Genomic DNA, 22,976 nt, shown 5'->3' on the forward strand with positions numbered 1-22,976 from the left:
TTATCCCCTTTCTCGCTCCTAGTACTAACTCGTAATTAAATTTTATTCCAGAAAAAGTTAATAAAATATTAATAGAAATTTTTTAGTTCTCGTAAAGCTTAAAAATATGAATGATGAAAACTAATATTATCTAAATATTAAAGTTAGAATATATAAAGAGAAACTATCATTGCATTACGGAGCTAAATATGTCTGAAGAAAATATGAATGATGAAAAATGGAAAAAAATCTTAGAATCAATTTTCGGTGCTGATAAAGCTGATGAAATGTTTTCTCGCATGAAAAACTCAGGTTTTGATCCTGCTGAAATTGCAAACGTACCATTACCAAATTCTCCTTTTGAGCTAGATTTTTTGGTAAATCAAGTAAAAAATATGCTTTCTGATAGTAGCGGTCCTATTAACTGGAAAATGGCTCAAGAAGTAGCTCTAAAGGACTTAAAAAATACACAACCAGTTCTAACTCAAGCTTCAAATACAGTAAAAGAAAGCTTACGCGCGGCTGATTTATGGCTAGATAGTGTAACTTCTCTTCCTCCATCCCTTGCAAACTATCAAGCTTGGACCCAAAAAGAATGGGTAGAAAATACTCTAGAACATTGGAAGATTCTATTTGATCCTGTTGCTACAAACTACTCTAAAGCAATATCTACTAACCTCATGGGTCCTGAAAGTGAAGATAACGAAGGTACTGGATATATGTTCTTATCCCCTGATTCGTCATCTGAATTTTCATCGATAGAAGACTTGATGAAAAATAAAGAAAATTTGATGTTTAGTGGTTCACCTAAAGATGTAATGAATAAGATGTTTTCAACGCTATTCGGGTTCAAAGTTGGAGGAGCATTCTCAAAGATAGCTAAAAATGTATTTGGTAGTAATGATATTGGTTTACAGCTGACAACTAAACCTACAACAGCGCTAGTGGTTGAAAATATAAAAGAATTCGCTGAGGAACTCAACGTACCTTTTGAGCTAGCAACACAGTATCTAGCAATTATAGAATGTGCTTATGCGCGTTTATTTACTTCCGTGCCTTGGCTAGTGTCAAGTATAGAAAATGCTGTTGAAAAATATGCTTCACACATTCAGATTGATTTAGATAGTATTAGGTCAATGATGGAAGATATGGGACCTATATCTATTTCTTCAATGGAACCTGATTCCTTCCTACATTTTATGAAAATGGAATCAAGTCCAGAACAAAAACAAGCTCAAGAAAACCTAGAATTTTTATTAGCCATTACACAAGGTTGGGTTGAAGAAGTAACTACTAATGTCCTGCTAGTACATTTGCCTGAAGCTTTACCTTTGCGCGAAATGCTACAACGTCGAAGGGTTACTCAAGGACCTACAGAGTATGCTTTCAAACAATTGGTTGACATTGACTTATCTCCAAAGTTAATTCGAGAAGCACGCAATTTGTGGGCTTTTATACTAAAAGAAACCAGTATAGAAGAACGCGACCATTACTGGTCACATCCGGATATTGCTCCTAGAAATGAAGATTTAGAAGATGTAACTCGTTTCTTTGAGTATCGTCAAGCACAAGCTTTGCAAGATGAAAAAATAGACTCAGATTTACAAAAACTTTTAGATGGTACTCTAGGATACATTGATGGTTTAGATCCTAATCAAGACTCCGAAGGTGACCAAAAAATAAAGTAAATTGCGTTATATCTTTATTATAAGGGTATGTGAGAATAACTCATCATACCCTTATTTTTATACATTCTATATAAATCCTAAGTGGCTACGAATTATTTTATTCCTACAAACCACTTGCGAATAGTATCTATTCTTTCTTGTATTTCATCTATGCTAGCTTGAGCTATTGCTGGGCCTCCACATTTATTGCGTAGCTTCATATGTACAACTGCATGAGTCTCATTTGATCTTCTAGCCCACATGGCAACTAGCTGACTTAGTTCCTTACGTAAGTTTGCTCTCTTTTTATGGCTTGAAATTTGAGAGTTTTCCATTCGTTGCTCAGCTACTTTAGATTCACGTCGCATAGCTTTTATTTGTTCGGCTTGTCTAGCTTTTAACAAGACAGAAACTTGCTCTGGATCTAATAGTCCTGGTATTCCAAGAAAATCTGCTTCTTCAGTAGAGCCAACATGGGCTTGCAAGCCAAACTGGCTACCATCAAAAAGAACGCTATTGAATTGTGCTTGACTATCTAATACTTCAAATTGCGATAGTAAATCATCACTTGCTTTCTCGTTTGTATTAGCTCTTTCTAGTAAAAAGTCATCGAGTAAATCATCGTCTTGTTTAGGAACATTTAGTGCATGGTCTCGCTCTTGTTCCATGTTAGAAGCTAAAACAAGTAAAGGGGTAACTGATGGTAAAAATATTGATGCAATTTCGCCTTTTTTCCTAGCTCTAACAAATCGACCAATTGCTTGAGCGAAAAATAATGGCGTGCATGCTGAAGTTGCATAAACACCTACACAGAGCCTAGGAACGTCCACTCCCTCTGAAACCATTCTAACAGCAACCATCCATTTAGAATTACCTTTAGAAAAATGCTCAATTTTATCACTAGCGTTATCATCATCAGATAAAACAACAGTAGGTTTTTCCCCAGTTATTTCACGTATCTGTTTAGCATAAGCTCGAGCCGCATTTTGGTTACTAGCAATTATCAAGCCACCAGCATCAGGAATTTGTCTGCGAACTTCATTCAATCGTAAGTCAGCAGCTGATAGTACATCTGGTATCCAGTTACCTTTAGGGTCTAAAGCTGTTTTCCACGCCTGCTTTTGAGCGTCTTTAGTACTTTCTTCTCCAAGACGCAAAAACATCTCTTCACCAGTTTTAGTGCGCCAATGCATATCCCCAGAGTATGACATAAAAATAACTGGACGTACTACTCCATCCCGCAAGGCATCACCGTAATTATAGCTATAATCGCTTGTACTACGTTTTATTCCCTCTGTGTCCTCCACATACTGCACAAAAGGTATAGGTGTGTTATCTGATCTAAAAGGCGTACCTGTAAGGGACAACCTACGCTCAGCTTTTTCGTATGCTATACCTATGCCATCTCCCCATGAAAGACTATCTCCCCCATGATGAATTTCATCCAAAATAACTAAGGTATTATGTGAATCAGTATATTTCTTATGAACAGCAGGATTTGAAGCAACTTGTGCATAAGTTACTACCATCCCTTGAAAAAAGTTCCCTAACTCAAATTGGTTATTAGAAAAATCAGGATCTACGTGTATTGAAAATTTTGCAGCAGCTTCCGCCCATTGATATTTCAAATGTTGCGTAGGACATACAACTACGACAGCATTTACAGTTCTATCATCTAATAATTTACGAGCAATACTTAAAGCAAAAGTAGTTTTTCCAGCCCCAGGAGTTGCAACAGCCATAAAATCTTTGGGAGCAAGTTTGAAATACTTATCGAAAGCATTTTGTTGCCATGCACGTAATTTTCTCATTAATTTTCCCATTAAAACGCAAAAATAAAATAAAGTTATAAGTTTAGAGAAATCTTATAACTTTACACAGAAAATATTTGTTATTGCCCAAAAGGCCAATTTGGTTTTGAACCAAAATCTGAATACTTTGAATATAATTCTTTACATACTGGGCAAATTGGAAAATTCTTAGGATTATATTTTGGTCTCCATACCTTACCGCATAGAGCTACTACAGTTGATCCTGGCAATACAGTTGCATCAATCTTCTTAGAAACGTAGTGGGCAAAACGGTCACCCCTACCATCACCTTGGTCTAATTCTTCTTCAGTTTGTTCAATAACAGTTGTAGAACCAGAAGTTTCTTGTTCAAATTCAGCAAACATATTTCCTCAATCTGTAAAACTATCTTTACTGATTATAACTTATTTTTAGGGCAAGCGTAATAACACTTGCCCTAAAAACGATTACAGAACTTTAACCTTATGATCAGGCCAAGAAGCAATTTTTTCCATATACTTAGTTTTATTCTTGTCATATAGCTTAGAACTTACTATGTATCCGATATATGCAATAACAATCGCATACACTAAACCAACTGCTAGTGCTATGACGTTTACGGAAGTAATTTCAAATGAAAAGCTATCAAAATATCCATATACTAATGCTGGTGGAGCCAAAAGCACTACTGTAGAAACCATAACAGCAAACTGAGTTAGCATTACCAATCCCATGTTTCCAGTACCTTTTTGTTCAAAAATTGAGGAGTTTGGTACCTGTATAGGATATAAAATTAGAGTTCCTAAACAAGAATTTACACTTATTGCTACCAAAAATACTATTAGAACAACTACCAAGTTATTCACTACCGCTTGTATATTTGGTTCAAAATACAAATACACACAGCTTTGAATGAAAGTAATAACTAGAGTCAAGAAAAAGTAAGGAATTGGACGTACAAAGCGATCAGTTTTACCTTTTATACCAGTCATAACTTGAGTAGCAAAAGCCGTAGAATCCAAGCTAATATCTGCATGATAAGAGTAAGAAACTAGAAATACAGCAATCCAGCTTACAGTTAACACGCTTGAGGCGCTTATAAACTCTTTATATACACCCAAGATTGAAAGAATTGGGAATAGAAACATAAATATAAATGAACCGTTGTATCGCGGGTCTTTCTTCCAATAAATAGTAACTCTAGATAGCATTGCAGCTTTTTCGTCACTAAAACCAAATTTTTTAGCCACAGAGTAATACTTGGTAATCCTATTTATATCAACACTAACTTCTTTCTTAGATTTTTCTTTTCGTTTAGCTTTAGCTGGAGAAACAACCTTTTCATCCAAAGTATTCATAAACATCTTGCAATAGATAAAATCTAGTAAGATTAGGCTAACTAAAGCAATTGCTAATTGAATGAGAAAACTAGTATAGTCTCCCTCAAATAAGGCAAAAGGAAAAGCTAGAGAGCTGACAACTGGAACCCATTGAATTACTTGAAGAAGAGTGATTAGGAAAGCAATACTTGTACCTTTGAATCCTCCAAATACAAAGTAAAAGTATGGTATAGCCAAGAATGCGAAAACAAGAATCTGCTTTTTGTTCTTTTTATCGCTATCGGTTTCAGATGACCCCATCAAAATCATGAATATTTTACTGCAGTATTGGAAAGCAATTACGAATAAAATACTACCTATCAAGTAGCTTAGAGCTAGTATTGGAAAGTCTAGTCCCACTATTACAATAGCAAGCATTGATAAAGATACAAATATACCTCGAATACCAACAAATTCAGCAATCATAATCTGTCTGGCAAATTTATGAGAAGGCGTTACAAGTAACCTAAATGCGCTAGGGGTTAGTCCAGACCCTCCAGTTGTAGAAAAACTGCCCACAAGCACCAAAATCAGAGCTAGAACCGTTGGAGCTAATATTGCCACAAGCCTATATACAGGAAGTTCAGCTTCGCTGAGGTTTGGCGCCAAAAATGCCATAGCATATATACCTATAAGTCCCATAATTACATATAGATAAAGGACTATAGTTCCCACTAATATAGCAGTACTTTTACGAGCATAGTTCTTGAATTGAGTATTTTTTAACTTTATTAGTGTTGTAACCAATTTAGTTCCTCTACTTCAATGCTAGAACCAACAGAATCAATGAAACGCTGTTCAAGGCTAATACCATCAGAGACTTCTTCAACTGAACCAGCTGTAATTACTTTACCTTTATTCATAATTGCAACGTGAGTACACAGTTGTTCAACAGTTGCCATTACGTGGCTTGAGAAAATAATAGTTCCTCCATTGTCAATATACTGTTTTAGAAGTAACTGAATTTTCTTAGCTGATACTGGGTCCACTGCTTCGAAAGGCTCATCCAAAATTAGTAAGCTAGGGGCATGAATCATCGCACAGGCTAAAGTAATTTTCTTGGTCATACCAGCAGAATAATCACTAACTAGCTTTTTATTTTCTTTGTCTAGGTCTAGAATTTTCAAAAGTTCATTTGCACGCTCAACAATTTCATCTTTAGGTAATCCACGAAGCAAACCGTTATAAGTAAGCAATTCTAAACCAGTTAAACGGTCAAAAAGACGCATACCATCTGGCATTACACCAATTAAGTTACGAATTTCATCTTCATCAGTTGATAAATCTTTACCTTGAATATAAATTTCACCACTATTTGGTTTCAAAAGCCTTGCAATCATAGCAATTGTGGTAGTTTTACCAGCACCGTTGGGTCCAACAAGCCCATAAAAGCTTCCCTTAGGCACAACTAGGGAGACATTGTTTACAGCGTATGTACCTGAGAAATTTTTACTCAAGTTCTTTATGCATAAAGCACTGTTAGCAATAGTTTCTTCAGTAATGTTAAATTCAAAACTCTTTACATCACTTGATTGTAGACTACTGCGGCGTTGTTCGATTTCATTTTCAGAAATACTATCATTATTTGTTTTTTTCCATACATCACTCATATAAACACTATACCATAACAACGCCCCCCCCCCCGCCAAGTTCTCTTAGTAGTTACAGGGTGTGAGAGTAGTTTTACATCACAGTTATTCCTTTTACAATTCTTATATTTATGAGAATAAAATTGGTGAATAATTTAAAGTTTACTGCATCAAAACATGGAGGATTTACTTGCTTTGTGTTTATGGTAAGTAAATGCTGGAAATGAGTAGGGATATTCTATTTATAACCTATAACTTCTACTCATTACATTTTCTTATGCTATATATGTTTTATATTTAGCTACATCATAATAAAATATGACGATAAAATCGTAAAATATCGCCAAGTAAAGTCGATATACAAGTAGTATTTGAGTTTTTTGCTTTCTCACAGCGTAAGAAATGCTTTTTAGATACGTAAACTTCAGTCCTAATCAAGTCAACAGTAGTAATCAAAGTAAACAATCGATTGAGTGAGCATTCAAAGTAGATTTATGCATTACCACTTTAAACAATAAAAGTGCTGCAAACTTCGTTCCTACGATATTCACAGCACTTATTGAAAGTATAAATTAGCTATTTGCAACAGCTTTCTTCAAAGTTAGACCAGCTGAAATTTTTACACCATAGCCTGCAGCAATCTGCATCTGTTCGCCTGTACGTGGGTTACGACCAACACGTGCAGCACGTTCAACGCGTTCTGCTGTCAAAATACCTGTCAAACGGATTGTTTCGCCTTTGCACAAAGCATCTGTCAAAACATCTGCAAAACCTGTCAAAGCGGCATCTGCCTGTGATTTTGTTAGGCCTGCACGTTCAGCAATTGCTGCAACTAGTTCTGAGCGGTTCATTTTTTCCCTCTCTATAAGTTATTCTTGAAACTTAGGTTACTAGAAAAAAGAGACTTATTCCTAATAATCGGCGAAAACACGCCGAAATATTTTTAAATTTTATTATATTTATACGTTTAGTCGCCTAATTTTATTTATTTTTGACTAATTAGTAACAAAAACTTTTCTAATTAGCCCATGCTTTGGTGCAAAAACCCAAGTCAATAAGAAGCAAAGTGTAGCTACTAGAACGATAGTAGCTCCTGTTGGAACTCCTAGCGACCAGGATAAATAAACACCTATGAAAGCTGAAACTATACCTATCATTGGAGATAAAATCATCATTACTGACATTTTATCCGTCAACAACCTAGCAGTAGCTGCTGGTGTTACTAGTAGCGCTAATACTAATACGTTTCCAATAGTTTGAATTGATATAACAACAGCGAAAGTAACCATTACATATAAGACAACATCTAGTACAAAAACTCTAATTCCTAGTATTTTAGCTGTTTCTCTGTCTAGGTTAACAGCTGTAAACTCTTTATGTAGTAAGAAGCAAACAAATAAAATTATTAGTCCAACTACGCTAGAGATATAAAGGTCTGAGTTAGATATACCAACAATTGAGCCGAATAAGAATTGCTGCAAGGAACCTGAGTACCCTGGGACTAAGGAAATGACTAATATACCTAAAGCAAAAGCTCCAGCAAAGAAAACTCCAATTACAGAGTCTTCTTTCAGACGACGATTCTGAGTGAAAGTAGCTACAAGCACGGCTGTTACCACACCAGCAATTGCTCCACCTAACACTAAAGAACCCTGTAATAAGAAGGCAAAAGCTATACCAGGGAAAACGCTGTGTGCAACAGCATCACCGATAAAAGACATTCCTCGTAGAACAACATGGTTTCCGACAACACCACACACAACTGAAGCAATAACTGCAGCTAAGAGAGCTTTTGGTAGAAATGAAAGTATAGGGTTACATAGGTCTTGTAAAAAGTCTATAAAAGAAATCATTAGTGCACTCCCAAACTCTTTAGCATAGGTGATGAAGCATCAACATTAAACGTTTTCTCCCACAAAGCTGAATCCATAATATTTGTATCGTTTGAGTCAGCAAGAATGGTGGAGTTTAGTAAACACACACGTGAACTTGTATTTAAAGCTCCGTTTAAGTCGTGAGTTGTCATGATGACAGCTTTACCTTCTTTAGCTAAATCTGAGAACAAGTTTATAAGCAAATCTTGTGTAGGCATATCTAAACCGTTGAAAGGTTCATCTAGAATCAGTATTTCAGGGTCAACTGATAAAGCCCTGGCAACTAGTACTCGTTGGCGTTGTCCCCCTGATAACTCTCCCACAGGTCGTTTAGCTAAATCTTGCATACCTAACCTTTTAAGAGCTAGCAAAGATTGCTTGTAGTCTTCAATGCCTGGTCTTCTAAAATAGCCTAAAAGCCCAAATCTTCCTGATACAACTACGTCTTCAACGCTTATAGGATAATCCCACGCAAATTCATGTATCTGCGGAACATATCCGATTGCTACACTTTTTCTCTTAACATCTTTAGGTTTAATAATCTGACCGCTTTTAGGTTTTATAGCTCCTAAAATTGCTCGCAGAAATGTTGTTTTACCAGCACCATTAGGCCCGATTAGCGCTAGAAATTCTCCAGACCTTACTTGAAAGTTTACGTTCTCAAGAATTTTTCTACCTGATAGCTCAACATATAAGTTTTTCACTTCAAGTAAAGCTTTACTTTCCGCTTTTTCTATTTCTTCTGACATAAGTATTCATTTCTATTTTTCAGCAATTTTGTTGTGTAAATAGCTAGTATTATTCCTTTAAAATGACATAGAGCATAGTAAATATAACTACATATTTTCTATTTCTTCATAAGCAGCTTTTTTATGCTTTTTATTTCTTATAACAACAAAAGTAACTAACATTAATCCGAAAACAATTATACCAATACCACCATAGATAATAGGCATAAGAGTATCTATTTTTTCATCTTCAGTAGCATTTCTAACAACTTTTTCTTGTACTTGCTTTGAAAGATTATTCTTATTTGGATGAGCTTTCATTTTTAAAGCTTGATCAGCGTTTGTTTCACTACCAACAGCAAAACGCAAAGTTTCAACTACTTTTTGTACAGATCCGTCTTTCATCTGTGCTGATAACTCTAAGTTCACAAGATACACCCCAGGCTTAGTAAATACCCAGTTAGCATGGGTGTGAGTATTTAGATCCATCCAAATATCTTGTCCTTTTGAGTTAGCTGAATCCCACAAGACAGTTGGAGGTCCAAATGTTCCTGATTCTAAGAACATTGTCATTTGACCAGGGCCTTGCACATTCAATAAACGCAAAGTTGCACCTTTTGAAAAGTTATCTACGATTTCAGGACTTTGTGTGTTCCAGCCAGCCCACAATACGCCTTCTTTTTGAATCTGTGGAGATACATACACATATCCACCTGCAGCACCTTTGATAAAGGCAAATTCTTCTTTTTCAGGTAGTTTCTTCTTAGACTTATCATTTAGTCGCAGAACTGTTTTATCTAAATATCTCCACACTGATGGGGAGGAAGAATCATCACGCAGAAATAGTCCTAGTTTGTTATCAATAATTCTTGGGCCAATATCAATATGCCCATTTTCTATTTCTTTCACATCTTTTACTAGAGCTTCATCATGTTCTACAGTTTGCTCTAAATTAGAATCTGTTGGTCGAACATCTTCTGCATTAGCTACTTGTAAATTTAAAAGCCCTACTCCTAAAAGAGATAGAAGAATTACTTTTGCTAGTGCCTTTTTCATCTTTTTCCCCATCTTTTATACAATAATGATTACTATTTTAAACACTTTTTCATAGATTTGATATTAGCATCCATCATTTGAATATAATTAGTTATATTATCCGTAAAAGTATCTGACCATATCGAACATACTTTAACTCCTTGTTCATCAGCAATTTGCTTCAAAACAGAAGATTTAGCGATAATATTTGGCTCTAAAAATACAGCTTTAACTTTCAAATTATGAATAGTTTCTGTAAGTTTTTTACGTTCAGCAACTGAAGGCTGAGTTGATGGATTAGGCGTTACAAAACCAGCCACTTTAACGCCGTAAGCTTTAGCAAAATATCCGAAAGAATCATGAGTTGTGACAAGTTGTCGATTTTCAATAGGTATTTGCTTGACTTCTTCTAGCAAACGGTGATGTAACTTATCTAATTTTTCCTTATATTCTGTGGCATTCTTATCATAATTATTTTTATTTTTAGGATCTATCTCTGAAAGCTTTTCAGCAATCACATCTACATAGTATTTAACATTTTCAGCATTCAACCACAAATGTGGATCCAATTCACCGTGAACATGCTTTCCTAGAACTGCCTGAGGTAACAAATATATACTTTCACCAGCTTTACCTAAGAATTTGTATTCAATCTCACTAGGAACTTGTGAAATTGCTTTATTAGGAACCTCAATAATTACATCTTTAGCATCATAGTCTTGATGTAAATGTGCGTGTTCGCTGTCTTGTCCATGTACATGAGAATCTTCATCATCGTGTCCGTGTTCATCATGATTATGTTCATCACCATTGGTGTTTACATCATGGTCGTGTTCATGCTCATGTTCATGGTTACTTTCATTGTGATTCGTCTGCGAGTCTTTCCCCTGTTCTTCTTCAACGTGAGAATGAGCCTGATCACCTTCTGCAACTGCTGCACTAAACTTTAACTTTTTATCTTTCAAATCTACAGTTATATCAGCATGATTTTTATCAAATACTTTTTTGCCTGGGAATTTCTTATGAGCATCTACTCCAACTGCAAAAGTAAAAGTAGATTCTTTAACATCCGTTACTTTATTAGTTTTGTTATCTTTATGCTTTGCAACAAAAGTAGCCTTATAAATACCTGGTTTAGTAAAAGCCCATGACATATGTGTGTGTGCATCTATCGGCAATACAGCCTTAGTGCGACTATCTTTATTCGTTGAATCAAAGTAAATATTTGGTTCACCAAATGACTCTGTCAAATATCCAAACATTTTGCCAGGACCTACAAGTTTTTTGAGACTAATCTCTACTTGTTGACTTCTAGTATCAGTATCTTTTTTACCTTCACCTTCAACTCTAAGCCCTAACCAAATTGTATCTAAAGCCCTATTTTCAACTAAGTTAATAGTCTTTATTCCTTTAGGTATAGCACTTTCTGCTAATGCAATATTTTGAACTTTTTTAGGCAAATTTGCATCTAGCATTTTGATAACCGCTTGTTCTTCTAGAGTCAGGTAGTTACTAAAAGCTATATCAGCATTAGCTACATCTCGTGTCTGCCTAAAAGTTGGTTCATATGAGTGTGGGTCTGCCCCATTAGGTACAAGAGCAGTAACATTTGCTTTATCCCTAGTAACGTTTTTTACGATATCAGCAATAATTGGTGTTGTAGCAACAACATTTACTTTATCACTTTGATGTGATGTGGACGCACTTGCGCATCCGGATAGAAAAACACATAGAGCTGCAACACTAACTATAGTATTTTTAATTCTCACTCTTCGTCCTAAAACTATAGATTATGATTCCTGATGAAATAAGCAAAGCTAAAATCCCAACACCTGCTAGTGCATAGTAAATAGAATTTGATGACTGCTCACTAGTATATTCCTTGCCAGAAGCATTGAATTTAACTGCTTTTGCCTTTTTAGAAACTTCTTTTTCTTCTTTTTTATCTTTATCAGTTTTAGATGCTACTTTTCCATAAGATTGTGGCAAAGATGCAGAACATTCATTACCATTTTCATCTCGTCCAACTAACTCATTCCAAGCAACATTTGTTCTAGCAACTGTAGTCTGTGTGATAATTACTGAATATTGACCTGGTGCTGAGAAAAACCAGTTAGGGTGTGTATGAGAGTTTGCTGGTACTGTCCAAGATGATCCGCCACCAGCTCCTAGTAGCACTCTTCCTGATTGTCCGAAACTAGAACCTTCTACTAAGGCTACTCTTCCAGGACCTACATAATTCATCTGGAAGGTAACATTTCCTGTCGTGTTCTGTAGTAGTCCTGGATGTTGAGTATTTATACCTACCCAAGGAACTGATGCTTTTTGAGTCTGATCAATCATCCAAGCAGTTGCGCCTTTTTCACCAATACTTGATAAACCAGCAGGTAAGGAAACTCTTGCAGCATCAGACAATGCAAATGTTCTAGAAGATGGATTTACCCATAAACCCTGATTATCGTCTTTTAGTACACCAGTGTATTCACCGTTTATTACTGCAGATCCTAAGTCAAAGTGTCCACTTGTAATTCCAGCGCTACTTCCAACATTAAACAATACTGTACTCGTGGTCTTAATTTTATCACCTGGTTTTGCTTGCCTGCGCTCTAGAACTGGTTTACAAGTTTTTCCAACAGGTTTATTCGAGTTTTCTTGTATTTTATTAGCTACATTTGGACTAACACAGTAGTAGTTACCATCGTTAGCTAGTTTTTTCTCATAACCTTTCCTACAATCTGCTTTGGGAGCTTCTACAGGTGGTTTTGACTGATTTTTTGAGTCTACATCTATCCTGTAAGTTGCACTTCCAACATTGTAGTCTTTGCCATCTTTAGTAGATACTACATTTACTTTGAAAGTATATCTTCCTGCTTTAGTAAAAGTCCAAGTTACGTGTTTGTGTGTTGGAAATGGTTCTACGATTTGAGAACCATTTACTACTTCAATTCCTCCACCTGATAAGACAGGAGAAACTGGATTATTTACAGTAGATTGATACATATAAACTTTGCCAGGACCTTGTACACTCTCAAAAGTAAATTTAGTAGACTGATATCCAATTTTAGCTACAGCTAGCGTATCCCATCCTGGCCATAGGATATCAGGATTATTACCTGATTGTGATAACACATATGCACTCGGTGCGCCTGGAAAATGTGCAGGTATCTGGGTGTAATAAGCTTTATCTGTAACTTCTAGCACTGTAGTATTAGGATCGCGTAAAACTTTTCTTCCCGTAATATCTTCTGATAAAAATAATTTTGGTTTTCCGTTAACTGGCTCTAGATGAAATAAATCGACATGATTACCACCTTTTGCTCCAATAATCACATCTTCAGCATAGGTAGGTGTAATACTACCAGCACTGACCAACAAGAAAATCAAAAATAGTGTTATAGCTTTTACCCGATTGGATTTTCCAAATTTTGTTACCACTTCAAACCTTACTAATAACGATTATCAATAAGAATAGTTTACTTATTGATAATCATTTTCGCAAGAGGTAAAACACTCTATACTAAAACAAAAGTAAGAATCACATAAAGTATTAAAAACGGCTACAATAAACATTAATAAACAAACGTAATAAGGAATAAAAAATGACTAAAGCACCTAAAAACACAAAGCTAGACCAAATAGCTGAAGAATACGTTGACAATATAGCAAAGAATAACCCTATTGAAGCAACATACTTAGGTATAAAAGGTTATGACCACTTGTGGCCAGATTTTAGTCCTAGCGGTTTAGAAAAAACAAATAAATTACATTTATATACACTTGAAAAAGCAAAAAATGTAGAGTTAGAAAATGTAACAGACGAAATAACTCTAAAAGCAATGGAAGAGAGAATTTCCCTATACAACAAACTTTATGTCACTGGAGAACAACATAGATCACTAAATAACATTGAGTCACCTCTTCAAGCAATAAGAGACATATTTGACTTGCAGTCTCAAGAAACACAAGAAGACTTTGAAAAAATCCTTACACGTTTACAAAACATAGACCAACCACTACAAGGATATATTGAAAGCTTACAATACGCTAAAAACAAAGAACACGTTAGCGCTAAACGCCAAATAGAAGCTGTATGTAAGCAAATAGACAATCTAGCGTCTTCATCTTCCTCATTAGATTTACTTGAACAAACTTATTCAAAATTGCAAAACTGCGATTCTTCTTTCCAAAGCACACTTAAAGAAGCTATCCAAAACGCTAAATGTGAATTTAATAAGCTAAAAACTTATATGCAAGAAGAACTTATACCCCTCGCTCCGCAAGAGGACGCTGTCGGCTTAGAAAGATATAAACTACTATCTCAATATCATGTTGGTGCAGTTGTAGATCTTGATGAAACGTACGAGTGGGGACAAGAAGAACTAAATAATATAGATAAGCAGCAAAAAGAAATCGCCAAAGAACTCTACGGCGATAACGTCAGCGTAATGCAAGCACTAAACAACTTAAACAATGAGCCACGCTATATTTTACACGGCACAAAAGCATTACAAGAATGGATGCAAAAGACTGCTGATGAAGCTATACAAAAGCTAAAAGGAACTCACTTTGATATAGATCCGCGTATAGAGACCATTGAATGTTGCATTGCACCAAGCTCATCAGGTGGAATTTACTACACAGGACCATCAGAAGACTTCACCAGACCAGGACGTATGTGGTGGTCAGTTCCACAGGGAGAAGACAAATTTGTTACATGGCAAGAAAAAACAACTGTCTACCACGAAGGAGTACCTGGGCATCATCTACAAGTTGGTCAAACTATATGTCTAACAGAACAGCTAAACCGTTGGCGTCGACTAGCCTGCTGGATTAGCGGACACGGCGAAGGATGGGCATTATATTCCGAACAGCTCATGGATGAACTAGGATACTTAAACGATCCTGGTGAAAGAATGGGAATGTTAGATGCGCAACGACTACGTGCAAGTCGTGTAGTGCTTGATATTGGCGTACATTTGAAGAAAAAAGCTCCAAGCCAGTATGGTGATAAACTTTGGGATAGTAATATTGCATGGCAGTTTTTGAAAGATAATGTTGCAATGAACGAAACTTTCTTACACTTTGAATGGGAACGTTACCTTGGCTGGGCTGGACAAGCGCCTTCTTACAAGATAGGTCAACGCCTATGGCTACAAGCACGTGAGGAATATTTGCGTACAGCAAGCGGTAAAGGAATGGAGCCAACTATGAAAGCTTTCCATAAAAAAGCACTAAATATTGGTTCTCTAAGCCTAGACATCATGAAAGAAGCACTACAGAAATAAAGTAATGGGGATAGAACTTACACTATCCCCTTCATATATGAACTTATAAGCTAGTTAGCAAATTCGTGCTACTGCAACGTCTATCTCAAACATAAATAACGCTAAAGGTAAAGAATGGATTACAAATTAATTCTCGCTTCAGCTTCAACCTCTAGGTTGAAAGTACTAAAATCAGCTGGAATAACTGCAAAAGTTTTGGTAAGCAACACTGACGAAGAAAAAATACTATCCAGCATGCATACAGAAAAATTTTCACCTAAACTACAAGTTAGCACTCTGGCTCTGGCAAAAGCTCTTTCAATTGTAAAAGATATTTGCATAAATACTCGTGAAAAAACTACTTCTGAATATACTCATCATAAAGAGTTAGCACTAGTTGCTTGCGACTCTATGCTCGAGTTTAACAACAAAATGCTAGGTAAACCAAAAGATAAGACAATAGCTATCCAAAGAGCAAAACAGATGAGAGGCAAAACAACAACTCTGCATACAGGTCACGCATTGGTAAAGTTAGAACGAGAAATTTTATTAAATATGGATTTAGATACTTTATCTTTACCTAGTATTAGTAGTGAAACTGACGTACAAAACTTTTTAGAAACTCTTCCTTTAAAAATCGCTTTAAATTGCGACAGCACTAAAGTTACTTTTGCAATTACAAAAGATAAAGAAATCGAAAAGTACGTTGAAACAGGAGAACCTTTATATGTTGCTGGAGGTTTCACAATCGATGGTTATGGCAGTGCATTTATTGAGAGAATAGATGGAGATTACAATAACGTAATAGGTATAAGTCCTAGGGTTATAAGAAATTTATCAGCTGAGCTAGACATAGAGTATACTTCACTATGGGATGATATTCATAAGTAACTTTATTTTTAGATAGTTTTATAAATAGGAATTAGATATCTTTATACAAGATTTAAATATTAACTACGTACAATAGAGCGTTTGCAATGTTACTAGTATAACGTTAACAGCACTATCTATATACATTTATAGCTACCAAACTACCATACTACTTATTAAGTTATAGTAACGAAAATACTATTTCTATTTAGGTACAAATATAATAAATCACAGTAAGAATAATATTTCTTATAAAATAATTACAATATTCCTAGTTTATAACTATTGTTATGCAATATCATAAAGATTACACATAAAGTCTTCAATGTATATAAAGAAAATAATATTTGTATAACTTTTGTCAAAATACTTTTTTAAATTTAAACAACTTCTATTAACTAGTTATAAACTCATTGAAAAGCTATTTCACATATCTATAGAGTCTATAGGAACAATATGAAAGAATCATTTATAAAAACAATAAATGTAAGAGTAATTTTAAAAAGTGGAGAAAAGTTTTCAATTCAGTATAACAAGTGTGACAATAAAGCTTTCAAAGTAAGTATTACAGATCAAAATATAAAAATTACACAAATAAATAACAATCCTCAATCTTTTTATTTTAATTTACTAGGTATACCACAAATTACTGTAACACTACCTAAAAATACTGATTTAATTGATGTTAAGGCTCAATACAAAGAAGTTATATTAAAAGATTTAAAATGTAATTCCTTATATGTAAATATGCATAATGGCAAAGTACAAGCACAAAATATAAAAGCAGAAAATATCCTTTTACAAACTACTAACGGCGTAGCTTTAGCCAGAAATATAAGTGTTTCCAATTTGTGTCATTTAAATACTAAAAATGGAATTAGTGTATTAGAAACTTTCTTACGCAGTAAAGACGGATATGAAGTTAATTGTATAAATGGCAAAATATATGCACATGGACATTACAGAGACAGTATTTATTCAAAAAATGGTGTCCCAACTTATATCGTACATTGTGAAAAAGGAAAAGCTATACTAAAAGAAACCCGATAGATTAGGTATTAATAATTTGCATTATAAGAGTTTAAGACAAGTACTATAGGTAAAAAATATTACAGAAATATAAAAATACTTTATACAACAAAAGAAGTCACAATAAGTATATTCTTTACTTTCGATATAAATAGCTTATTCCACTGTATTATTTACCCAGTAAGTATAATTTTAAAATAACTAAGTCACTTTATAAAATACACTATTGACTAAGTAATTATTATGCTCGTTTAATAGTATCTTTTTATAAATTTATAGTCCATGTTCAGCTCTATACTCTTCATTTTGAGGAGGCAGCTTAGCTATCATTTCATCATCAAAATCATAAGCACCTACGCTTGATGCCCCACCTGGAGAGCCGATTTCTTTAAAGAAATCAGTGTTAGCCCTATAGTAATCAGCCCATTCTTCAGGCAAATCGTCTTCATAAAAAATTGCTTCTGTAGGACATACAGGCTCGCACGCACCACAGTCAACGCATTCCTCTGGGTGTATATATAAAGTACGTTCCCCTTCATAAATACAGTCAACTGGACACTCATCTACGCATGCACGATCTTTTACATCTACACATGGTTGAGCAATAACGTATGTCATCTACTTCCCTTTTCTATATACTATTTGTTAATCTTTTCGTATGAATAGTTTAAACCCAAATGAAAAAGAATCAAACACTAATTTACCATGGATGTCTTGGGAAATAGGAGATCGTGTTGTATTACGTAGAAGAGAAGCTGATGGATTTTATGATGCTTTAGGCTATTTGATAGAAAAATCTCCTCACTATGTAGTGATAGAAACTAGAAAAGGTAAAGTAAGAGTTCCATCAGAAAAAATGGTAACTGGCAAAAAAGTTCCACCTCCACCTATAGTAAAACCTAAAGATAAATAAAGAATTACGTAAGACGGTTGTTTTCTTATTTAGCTATATCTTATAGAAACCTATTTACTAGTATTTAACTTGTAGAAGTAAATAAATTTTTTAGTTATCTCTTGTGTAAAAAGAGCAGTCATAGTTTCAGCATAGTAGAGAAAACTTATCCTCTAATCTTGTGTCTTATAAACTAGGTTATAAACAGCACAAATAAGCTTAGATACTTACTCGCAGAATTTTGAAACAAATTGTCCTCATATACGTAGTACCTTGGTAAGTTAAAGGCATACTTCAAAAGCTAGCGCTAATAAAACAAAGCTAGTTTTCAGGAGCTAGTTGTACTTCTTCCCTAGTTTCTTCTTCAGAAACTTTCTTTTCTTCTTTACCGCATTTTACGATATCTGATGGCTTATATCTTGCAGTGTAAGTGTTCTGATCATGCTGTTTTCCATTTACGTATCTACCACGCCATACATCTACTGAGAACCCAGCTGACCCAACAGAATTACCTACACAGTTAGAACTTTCAACCCTTCTGGTAGCAAACGATACAAAGCCATATTTCGAACCTGTAGTAGTCTTTACTTCATAGTACTTAGTAGACCAGAGTTTAACATGTAAGTTCCAGCCCTCAACGTATGATTGCACTACTACACCATAAGGAGTATCATTCTTAAACTTTAGGTCTAAGCTACCTTCCCAATAAGCAGAGTCTCTACCTAAAGGATATTCACTGAAATACTCTGAGTGAGCCCTATGCTCAACATCTTGCATTCCACCCAAGAAAGCCGCATTGAAAATGGTGGTAGCAAGTTGACATAATCCGCCACCGTATGCCCAGCCATAAGAATTTCCTACGATAGCCAAACCTTTAACAAAACCATTAGCTGCTGTAACTGGAGTGAGCTTGTCATTATAAGAGAAAGTTTCCCCCGGCTTTACCAAACTATTGTTTATCTTATTTGCTCCAACGATGAGATTTTGACGCTTCACTTCTCCCTTAATAGGGATAGTATACTCACCAATTACCTCTTTAACTCCAAGATTTTGCGCAGCTTGAGTATCAAATTCAGGCTTTATATCAGTTATTGGTAAGTCGAATTCACGGTTTGAAAATTTTGAAGCATTTTTAACTATATTCTCAGCTAGAGCATTTGAATCAACGTTTTTACCAACTTGAGATGGAATAATCTTAGGAGCATTATTTTCGATAATAACCTTTGCATCCTGCTGTTTTGATACAGTAGCACCTAGTTGACTAAAAATCTTTTCACTGACAAAGTCACCGTTTATTTCTAGCAACAGCTTAGAATCTTTAGGAGTAAATTTGGCAGATTCTGCTAGTATTTCTGGAGAGATTTCAGCATTACTATCGCCTACTTTTAAAGTCATAGCTGAAGCTACTAGAGGCTTAGCAACTTCTTCAAAAGTTTTTTTCGCTTCTTTATCATCAATATTTGGATTGATTTTCTTAGAATTCAGTTTTATCTCTTTAGCAACAAACCACTGCTTTGCTAAAGAGTTATAAAAATGTTTTTCGTCAAATCCTTCTCCTATCGATGACGGCGTTAATACTGGGTTTGTACCTTCATAATGAATTGTCGCATCTACAGGAGCTTTTCCTAGTTCTTGCTGTAGTTTGAAGATTCTGTCTTTATTAGCTTTTTCATTAACCTTCGTAACTACAAGACTTGCATTTGGATTACCTTTTATACGCTCATATATTTTAATAGGATTTAGAGTAAAATACGTAATATTTTTTATAGTTTTTTCATAGTCAGGTTTTATAGATAAATCTGCAGGTAAAACACTTACAACCTTGTCTTTAAGATTTAGAACTAAAGGTTTCTTTATATCTTCAGAAAGCTTATTTTCTAAGAACTTTACTGCTTCTTTATCACTCTTTCCAGATAAGTCGATATTAGCAATCTTAGTTCCATTAGAAACAGCATAGCTATAGGTATATCCGACTAACACATACGCTAAGAATAAAAATATAGCAACAAGTATTCCTGCAAGTGTTACAAGAAACTTTTTATTCTTCAACTTATCCATATTCATCCTATTACAGAGCTGGTAAAAGCTATTTTTTCTCTTCTCTTCTAGCTTTTGCTGCAATCTTAAAACGCTCTTGAGCTTGTAAGATTACTTTTCTTATCCTAATTGATTCAGGTGTAACTTCTACACATTCGTCACTTGCTGCCAACTCAAGAGACTCTTCTAGAGTCAATTTACGAGGAGGAACTAAGTTTTCAAATGTATCAGCAGAAGCGGCACGCATATTAGTCTGCTTTTTCTCACGTGTGATGTTGACATCCATATCTTCACCACGAGGATTTTCACCTACGACTTGACCTTCATACACTTGTGAACCCGCTTCAACAATAAACGATCCACGTTCTTGTAAGTTAATCATAGCGTAAGGAGTAGCTTGTCCTGGACGGTCAGCCACGAGAGAACCTGTTGACCTGTCTTGAATAGTTCCACACCATGGCTCATATCCACAAGAGATGGATGAAGCAATACCTGTGCCTCTTGTCTCTGTCAAGAAACGAGTCCTAAACCCTATCAAGCCACGGGCTGGAATGACAAATTCTAGTCTTATCCAACCAGTTCCGTGGTTAGACATGCTTTCCATTCTTCCCTTGCGCACAGCCATTAGCTGAGTAACTGCCCCCAAGTGTTCCTCAGGAATATCAATAGTCATGTGTTCCATTGGTTCACATTTTTTACCATCAATTTCTTTGGTAACAACTTGTGGCTTACCTACTGTAAGTTCAAATCCTTCACGTCTCATTTGTTCTACTAGAATCGCTAAAGCTAATTCGCCACGACCTTGTACTTCCCAAGCATCTGGACGATCTGTAGGTAAAACTCTCAAAGAAACGTTACCAATTAGTTCTCTATCTAGCCTATCTTTTACCTGACGAGCTGTTACTTTAGCACCTTTACACTGTCCTGCTAAAGGTGAAGTGTTTATACCTATGGTCATTGAAATAGCAGGATCATCAACCTTGATTAGAGGAAGTGGACGTGGATCATCCACGTCAACTAGTGACTCTCCAATAGTAATATCTTCAATACCAGCAACAGCAACAATATCGCCAGCTTTTGCCTCTAGAGCTGGAACACGCTCAAGAGCTTTTGTCATCAAAAGTTCAGAAATTCTCACATTTTGTGTAGTGTTATCATGCTTAGCCCATGCAACTGTCTGCCCTTTTTTAATAACACCATTATGCACGCGCAGCAAAGCTAGACGTCCCAAAAATGGTGAAGCATCTAGGTTAGTTACGTGTGCTTGTAAAGGAGCATTTTCATCGTAAGTTGGACCAGGAATTCTAGTTAGTATAGTCTCAAACATTGCTTCCAAGTCACCATCTGGAAGTTGACCATCAGCTGGTTGTGTTAGTGATGATTTTCCAGCTTTTGCACTAGCATACACAATTGGAACATCCAATAGTGCATCCAAATCTAAGTCATATCCTTCATCGACAAGATCTTGAGCCAAAGATAGCAATAAGTCAGTCGTTTCCTCAACAACTTCACTGATACGGCTATCTGGCCTATCAACTTTATTTACTACTACAACTACAGGTAAGGTTGCAGCCAAAGCCTTACGTAACACAAAACGAGTCTGAGGCAGTGGTCCTTCTGAAGCGTCAACAAGTAATACAACACCATCTACCATTGATAAGCCACGTTCGACTTCCCCACCAAAATCAGCGTGGCCTGGAGTGTCGATAACATTGATTGTGACTTTTTCTAATTCTAGTTTCTTAGCCGATACGCCCGAATACTCTATCGCTGTGTTTTTAGCAAGAATGGTAATACCTTTTTCTCGTTCAAGATCACCACTATCCATAACGCGTTCACCTGTTGATTCAACAGTATCATGCTCAGAGAAAGCCCCTGATTGCCAAAGCATTGCATCAACAAGAGTAGTTTTACCATGATCAACGTGTGCTACGATAGCAACATTTCGTATATCTTGACGAATCGCCATATAAGTATTCTCATTTCTTTAATATAAAATCCTCTTAATAGGGTACACGTTTTTGGAAAATCTTGCACCAGAATTAAGGATTTTTTTATTTCAAAGTCATCATAAATATACTGTTTATTTCATATAATTTAGATTTAGTAATTATTATTTTATAATAAATAACAAGTATTTATTACACTAAAATATCAGGATTATACGACTATTTATTATAACAAAATAACAAGTTTTAATAAGGGTTCACTTTTATTTACTATTCTATTTTAAAGCTATATTAAATACTTATAGTTAGAGGGTTGTAGGAAATTGAAGGTTTGTTTTTTAATAATTTAGATACCTGTTCCTATTATTGCTACTAAAACAGTATTACTTTTCGTATATTCCTTTTATACTAGCTTGCTCAATTATGTGATTATTCATTGCTTTATAGAGTTCATTCAAATAGAATCCATTTTCTAAGTGTAATTTTTTATCTAAAGCGAATACATGTAGTTCATATACATGTGCCTTATCGGGAGGAGCCATTCCCCCATAGTAACTAGCCTCATCTCTTGAGACATTACCACCCAATACGCTTACCCAACTATTAGCTCCTTGGATAAAATCTACAGAAGTACGGCTTTCATTTTCTTCAACATTGTCTTTGAGTAAATTTGCTCCTAACCAATGTATCCAGCTAAAACCTGTTACAGGATAAGCATCTTTATCTTCAAGAATAAAAGCAAACGAAACTGTATTCGTTGGAGGATTTTCAATTTTAAAAGGTAGTGAGTATATAGGAATATTGTTTTTATCAAAGTTCTCGCCATTTTTACCAAATTTTTTATCAATTATTCCGTTGATAATTCCAGTACTTGAAATAATCATTTTCAACCTC

The 22,976-nt window shown here is 35.2% G+C and carries 19 protein-coding genes; 5 read left to right on the top strand and 14 right to left on the bottom strand.

The window, feature by feature from the left end:
* The first annotated feature begins 188 nt into the window (after window positions 1-188).
* On the top strand, window positions 189-1,667 hold the full coding sequence (locus HCQ94_RS04190; protein ID WP_166982160.1) for a zinc-dependent metalloprotease: 1,479 nt from the start codon (window positions 189-191) through the stop codon (window positions 1,665-1,667).
* Window positions 1,668-1,759: 92 nt separating this feature from the next.
* On the opposite strand, the gene HCQ94_RS04195 is transcribed toward HCQ94_RS04190, so the two are convergent.
* From HCQ94_RS04195 to HCQ94_RS04240, 10 genes are all read right to left on the bottom strand, one after another.
* On the bottom strand, window positions 1,760-3,457 hold the full coding sequence (locus HCQ94_RS04195) for a DEAD/DEAH box helicase (RefSeq protein WP_166982162.1): 1,698 nt from the start codon (window positions 3,455-3,457) through the stop codon (window positions 1,760-1,762).
* 80 nt (window positions 3,458-3,537) lie between these two features.
* The gene (locus tag HCQ94_RS04200; RefSeq protein ID WP_166977927.1) at window positions 3,538-3,822 is read right to left on the bottom strand and encodes a DUF3039 domain-containing protein; all 285 of its coding nucleotides are present in this window, start codon (window positions 3,820-3,822) and stop codon (window positions 3,538-3,540) included.
* Between the two features lie 81 nt (window positions 3,823-3,903).
* Window positions 3,904-5,562: a hypothetical protein gene (locus tag HCQ94_RS04205; protein WP_166982164.1), complete on the bottom strand. Its 1,659-nt coding sequence runs from the start codon at window positions 5,560-5,562 to the stop codon at window positions 3,904-3,906.
* Window positions 5,547-6,425 (bottom strand): ABC transporter ATP-binding protein, encoded by an 879-nt coding sequence (locus tag HCQ94_RS04210; protein ID WP_166982166.1) that lies wholly within the window; start codon window positions 6,423-6,425, stop codon window positions 5,547-5,549. The genes HCQ94_RS04205 and HCQ94_RS04210 overlap by 16 nt, the downstream gene beginning before the upstream one ends.
* 551 nt (window positions 6,426-6,976) lie before the next feature.
* Complete coding sequence (locus HCQ94_RS04215) at window positions 6,977-7,255, bottom strand: HU family DNA-binding protein (protein WP_166977933.1); 279 nt, start codon at window positions 7,253-7,255, stop codon at window positions 6,977-6,979.
* A 144-nt stretch (window positions 7,256-7,399) separates the two neighbouring features.
* Window positions 7,400-8,257, bottom strand: a complete 858-nt coding sequence (locus HCQ94_RS04220) for an anchored repeat-type ABC transporter permease subunit (RefSeq protein WP_198418125.1) — start codon at window positions 8,255-8,257, stop codon at window positions 7,400-7,402.
* Window positions 8,257-9,027 carry an anchored repeat-type ABC transporter ATP-binding subunit gene (locus HCQ94_RS04225; RefSeq protein WP_166977935.1) on the bottom strand — a complete coding sequence of 257 codons (771 nt, stop codon included), beginning with the start codon at window positions 9,025-9,027 and terminating at the stop codon, window positions 8,257-8,259. The genes HCQ94_RS04220 and HCQ94_RS04225 overlap by 1 nt, the downstream gene beginning before the upstream one ends.
* A gap of 87 nt (window positions 9,028-9,114) precedes the next feature.
* Window positions 9,115-10,062: a choice-of-anchor M domain-containing protein gene (locus HCQ94_RS04230; RefSeq protein ID WP_166977937.1), complete on the bottom strand. Its 948-nt coding sequence runs from the start codon at window positions 10,060-10,062 to the stop codon at window positions 9,115-9,117.
* Window positions 10,063-10,094: 32 nt separating this feature from the next.
* Window positions 10,095-11,810 (bottom strand): metal ABC transporter solute-binding protein, Zn/Mn family, encoded by a 1,716-nt coding sequence (locus tag HCQ94_RS04235; protein ID WP_166982168.1) that lies wholly within the window; start codon window positions 11,808-11,810, stop codon window positions 10,095-10,097.
* Window positions 11,800-13,476, bottom strand: coding sequence for a TIGR03773 family transporter-associated surface protein (locus tag HCQ94_RS04240; RefSeq protein WP_166982170.1), 1,677 nt, complete (start codon window positions 13,474-13,476; stop codon window positions 11,800-11,802). Before HCQ94_RS04240 ends, HCQ94_RS04235 begins: the two co-directional genes overlap by 11 nt.
* A 164-nt stretch (window positions 13,477-13,640) precedes the next feature.
* Here HCQ94_RS04240 and HCQ94_RS04245 point away from each other — a divergent pair, with 164 nt between their 5' ends.
* From HCQ94_RS04245 to HCQ94_RS04255, 3 genes are all read left to right on the top strand, one after another.
* Window positions 13,641-15,326: a DUF885 domain-containing protein gene (locus HCQ94_RS04245; protein WP_166982172.1), complete on the top strand. Its 1,686-nt coding sequence runs from the start codon at window positions 13,641-13,643 to the stop codon at window positions 15,324-15,326.
* A 114-nt stretch (window positions 15,327-15,440) separates the two neighbouring features.
* The gene (locus HCQ94_RS04250; protein ID WP_166982174.1) at window positions 15,441-16,196 is read left to right on the top strand and encodes a nucleoside triphosphate pyrophosphatase; all 756 of its coding nucleotides are present in this window, start codon (window positions 15,441-15,443) and stop codon (window positions 16,194-16,196) included.
* A gap of 435 nt (window positions 16,197-16,631) precedes the next feature.
* Complete coding sequence (locus HCQ94_RS04255) at window positions 16,632-17,225, top strand: DUF4097 family beta strand repeat-containing protein (protein ID WP_166982176.1); 594 nt, start codon at window positions 16,632-16,634, stop codon at window positions 17,223-17,225.
* Between the two features lie 252 nt (window positions 17,226-17,477).
* On the opposite strand, the gene fdxA is transcribed toward HCQ94_RS04255, so the two are convergent.
* Window positions 17,478-17,822: a ferredoxin gene (gene fdxA / locus HCQ94_RS04260; RefSeq protein WP_166977949.1), complete on the bottom strand. Its 345-nt coding sequence runs from the start codon at window positions 17,820-17,822 to the stop codon at window positions 17,478-17,480.
* A 40-nt stretch (window positions 17,823-17,862) separates the two neighbouring features.
* On the opposite strand from fdxA, the gene HCQ94_RS04265 reads away from it, so the two are divergent.
* Window positions 17,863-18,117 (top strand): hypothetical protein, encoded by a 255-nt coding sequence (locus HCQ94_RS04265; protein ID WP_232525705.1) that lies wholly within the window; start codon window positions 17,863-17,865, stop codon window positions 18,115-18,117.
* Between the two features lie 300 nt (window positions 18,118-18,417).
* Here HCQ94_RS04265 and HCQ94_RS04270 read toward each other — a convergent pair whose 3' ends face one another.
* The 3 genes from HCQ94_RS04270 to HCQ94_RS04280 form a co-directional block, all read right to left on the bottom strand.
* Window positions 18,418-20,154 (bottom strand): VanW family protein, encoded by a 1,737-nt coding sequence (locus HCQ94_RS04270; protein WP_166982178.1) that lies wholly within the window; start codon window positions 20,152-20,154, stop codon window positions 18,418-18,420.
* Between the two features lie 28 nt (window positions 20,155-20,182).
* Window positions 20,183-22,102: a translational GTPase TypA gene (typA, locus tag HCQ94_RS04275; RefSeq protein ID WP_166977953.1), complete on the bottom strand. Its 1,920-nt coding sequence runs from the start codon at window positions 22,100-22,102 to the stop codon at window positions 20,183-20,185.
* 363 nt (window positions 22,103-22,465) lie between these two features.
* Window positions 22,466-22,966 (bottom strand): YbhB/YbcL family Raf kinase inhibitor-like protein, encoded by a 501-nt coding sequence (locus HCQ94_RS04280; protein WP_166982181.1) that lies wholly within the window; start codon window positions 22,964-22,966, stop codon window positions 22,466-22,468.
* Between the last annotated feature and the right edge of the window lie 10 nt (window positions 22,967-22,976).

The sequence above is a fragment of the Actinomyces sp. zg-332 genome (assembly GCF_011751945.2).
Taxonomy (GTDB): Bacteria; Actinomycetota; Actinomycetes; order Actinomycetales; family Actinomycetaceae; genus ZJ293.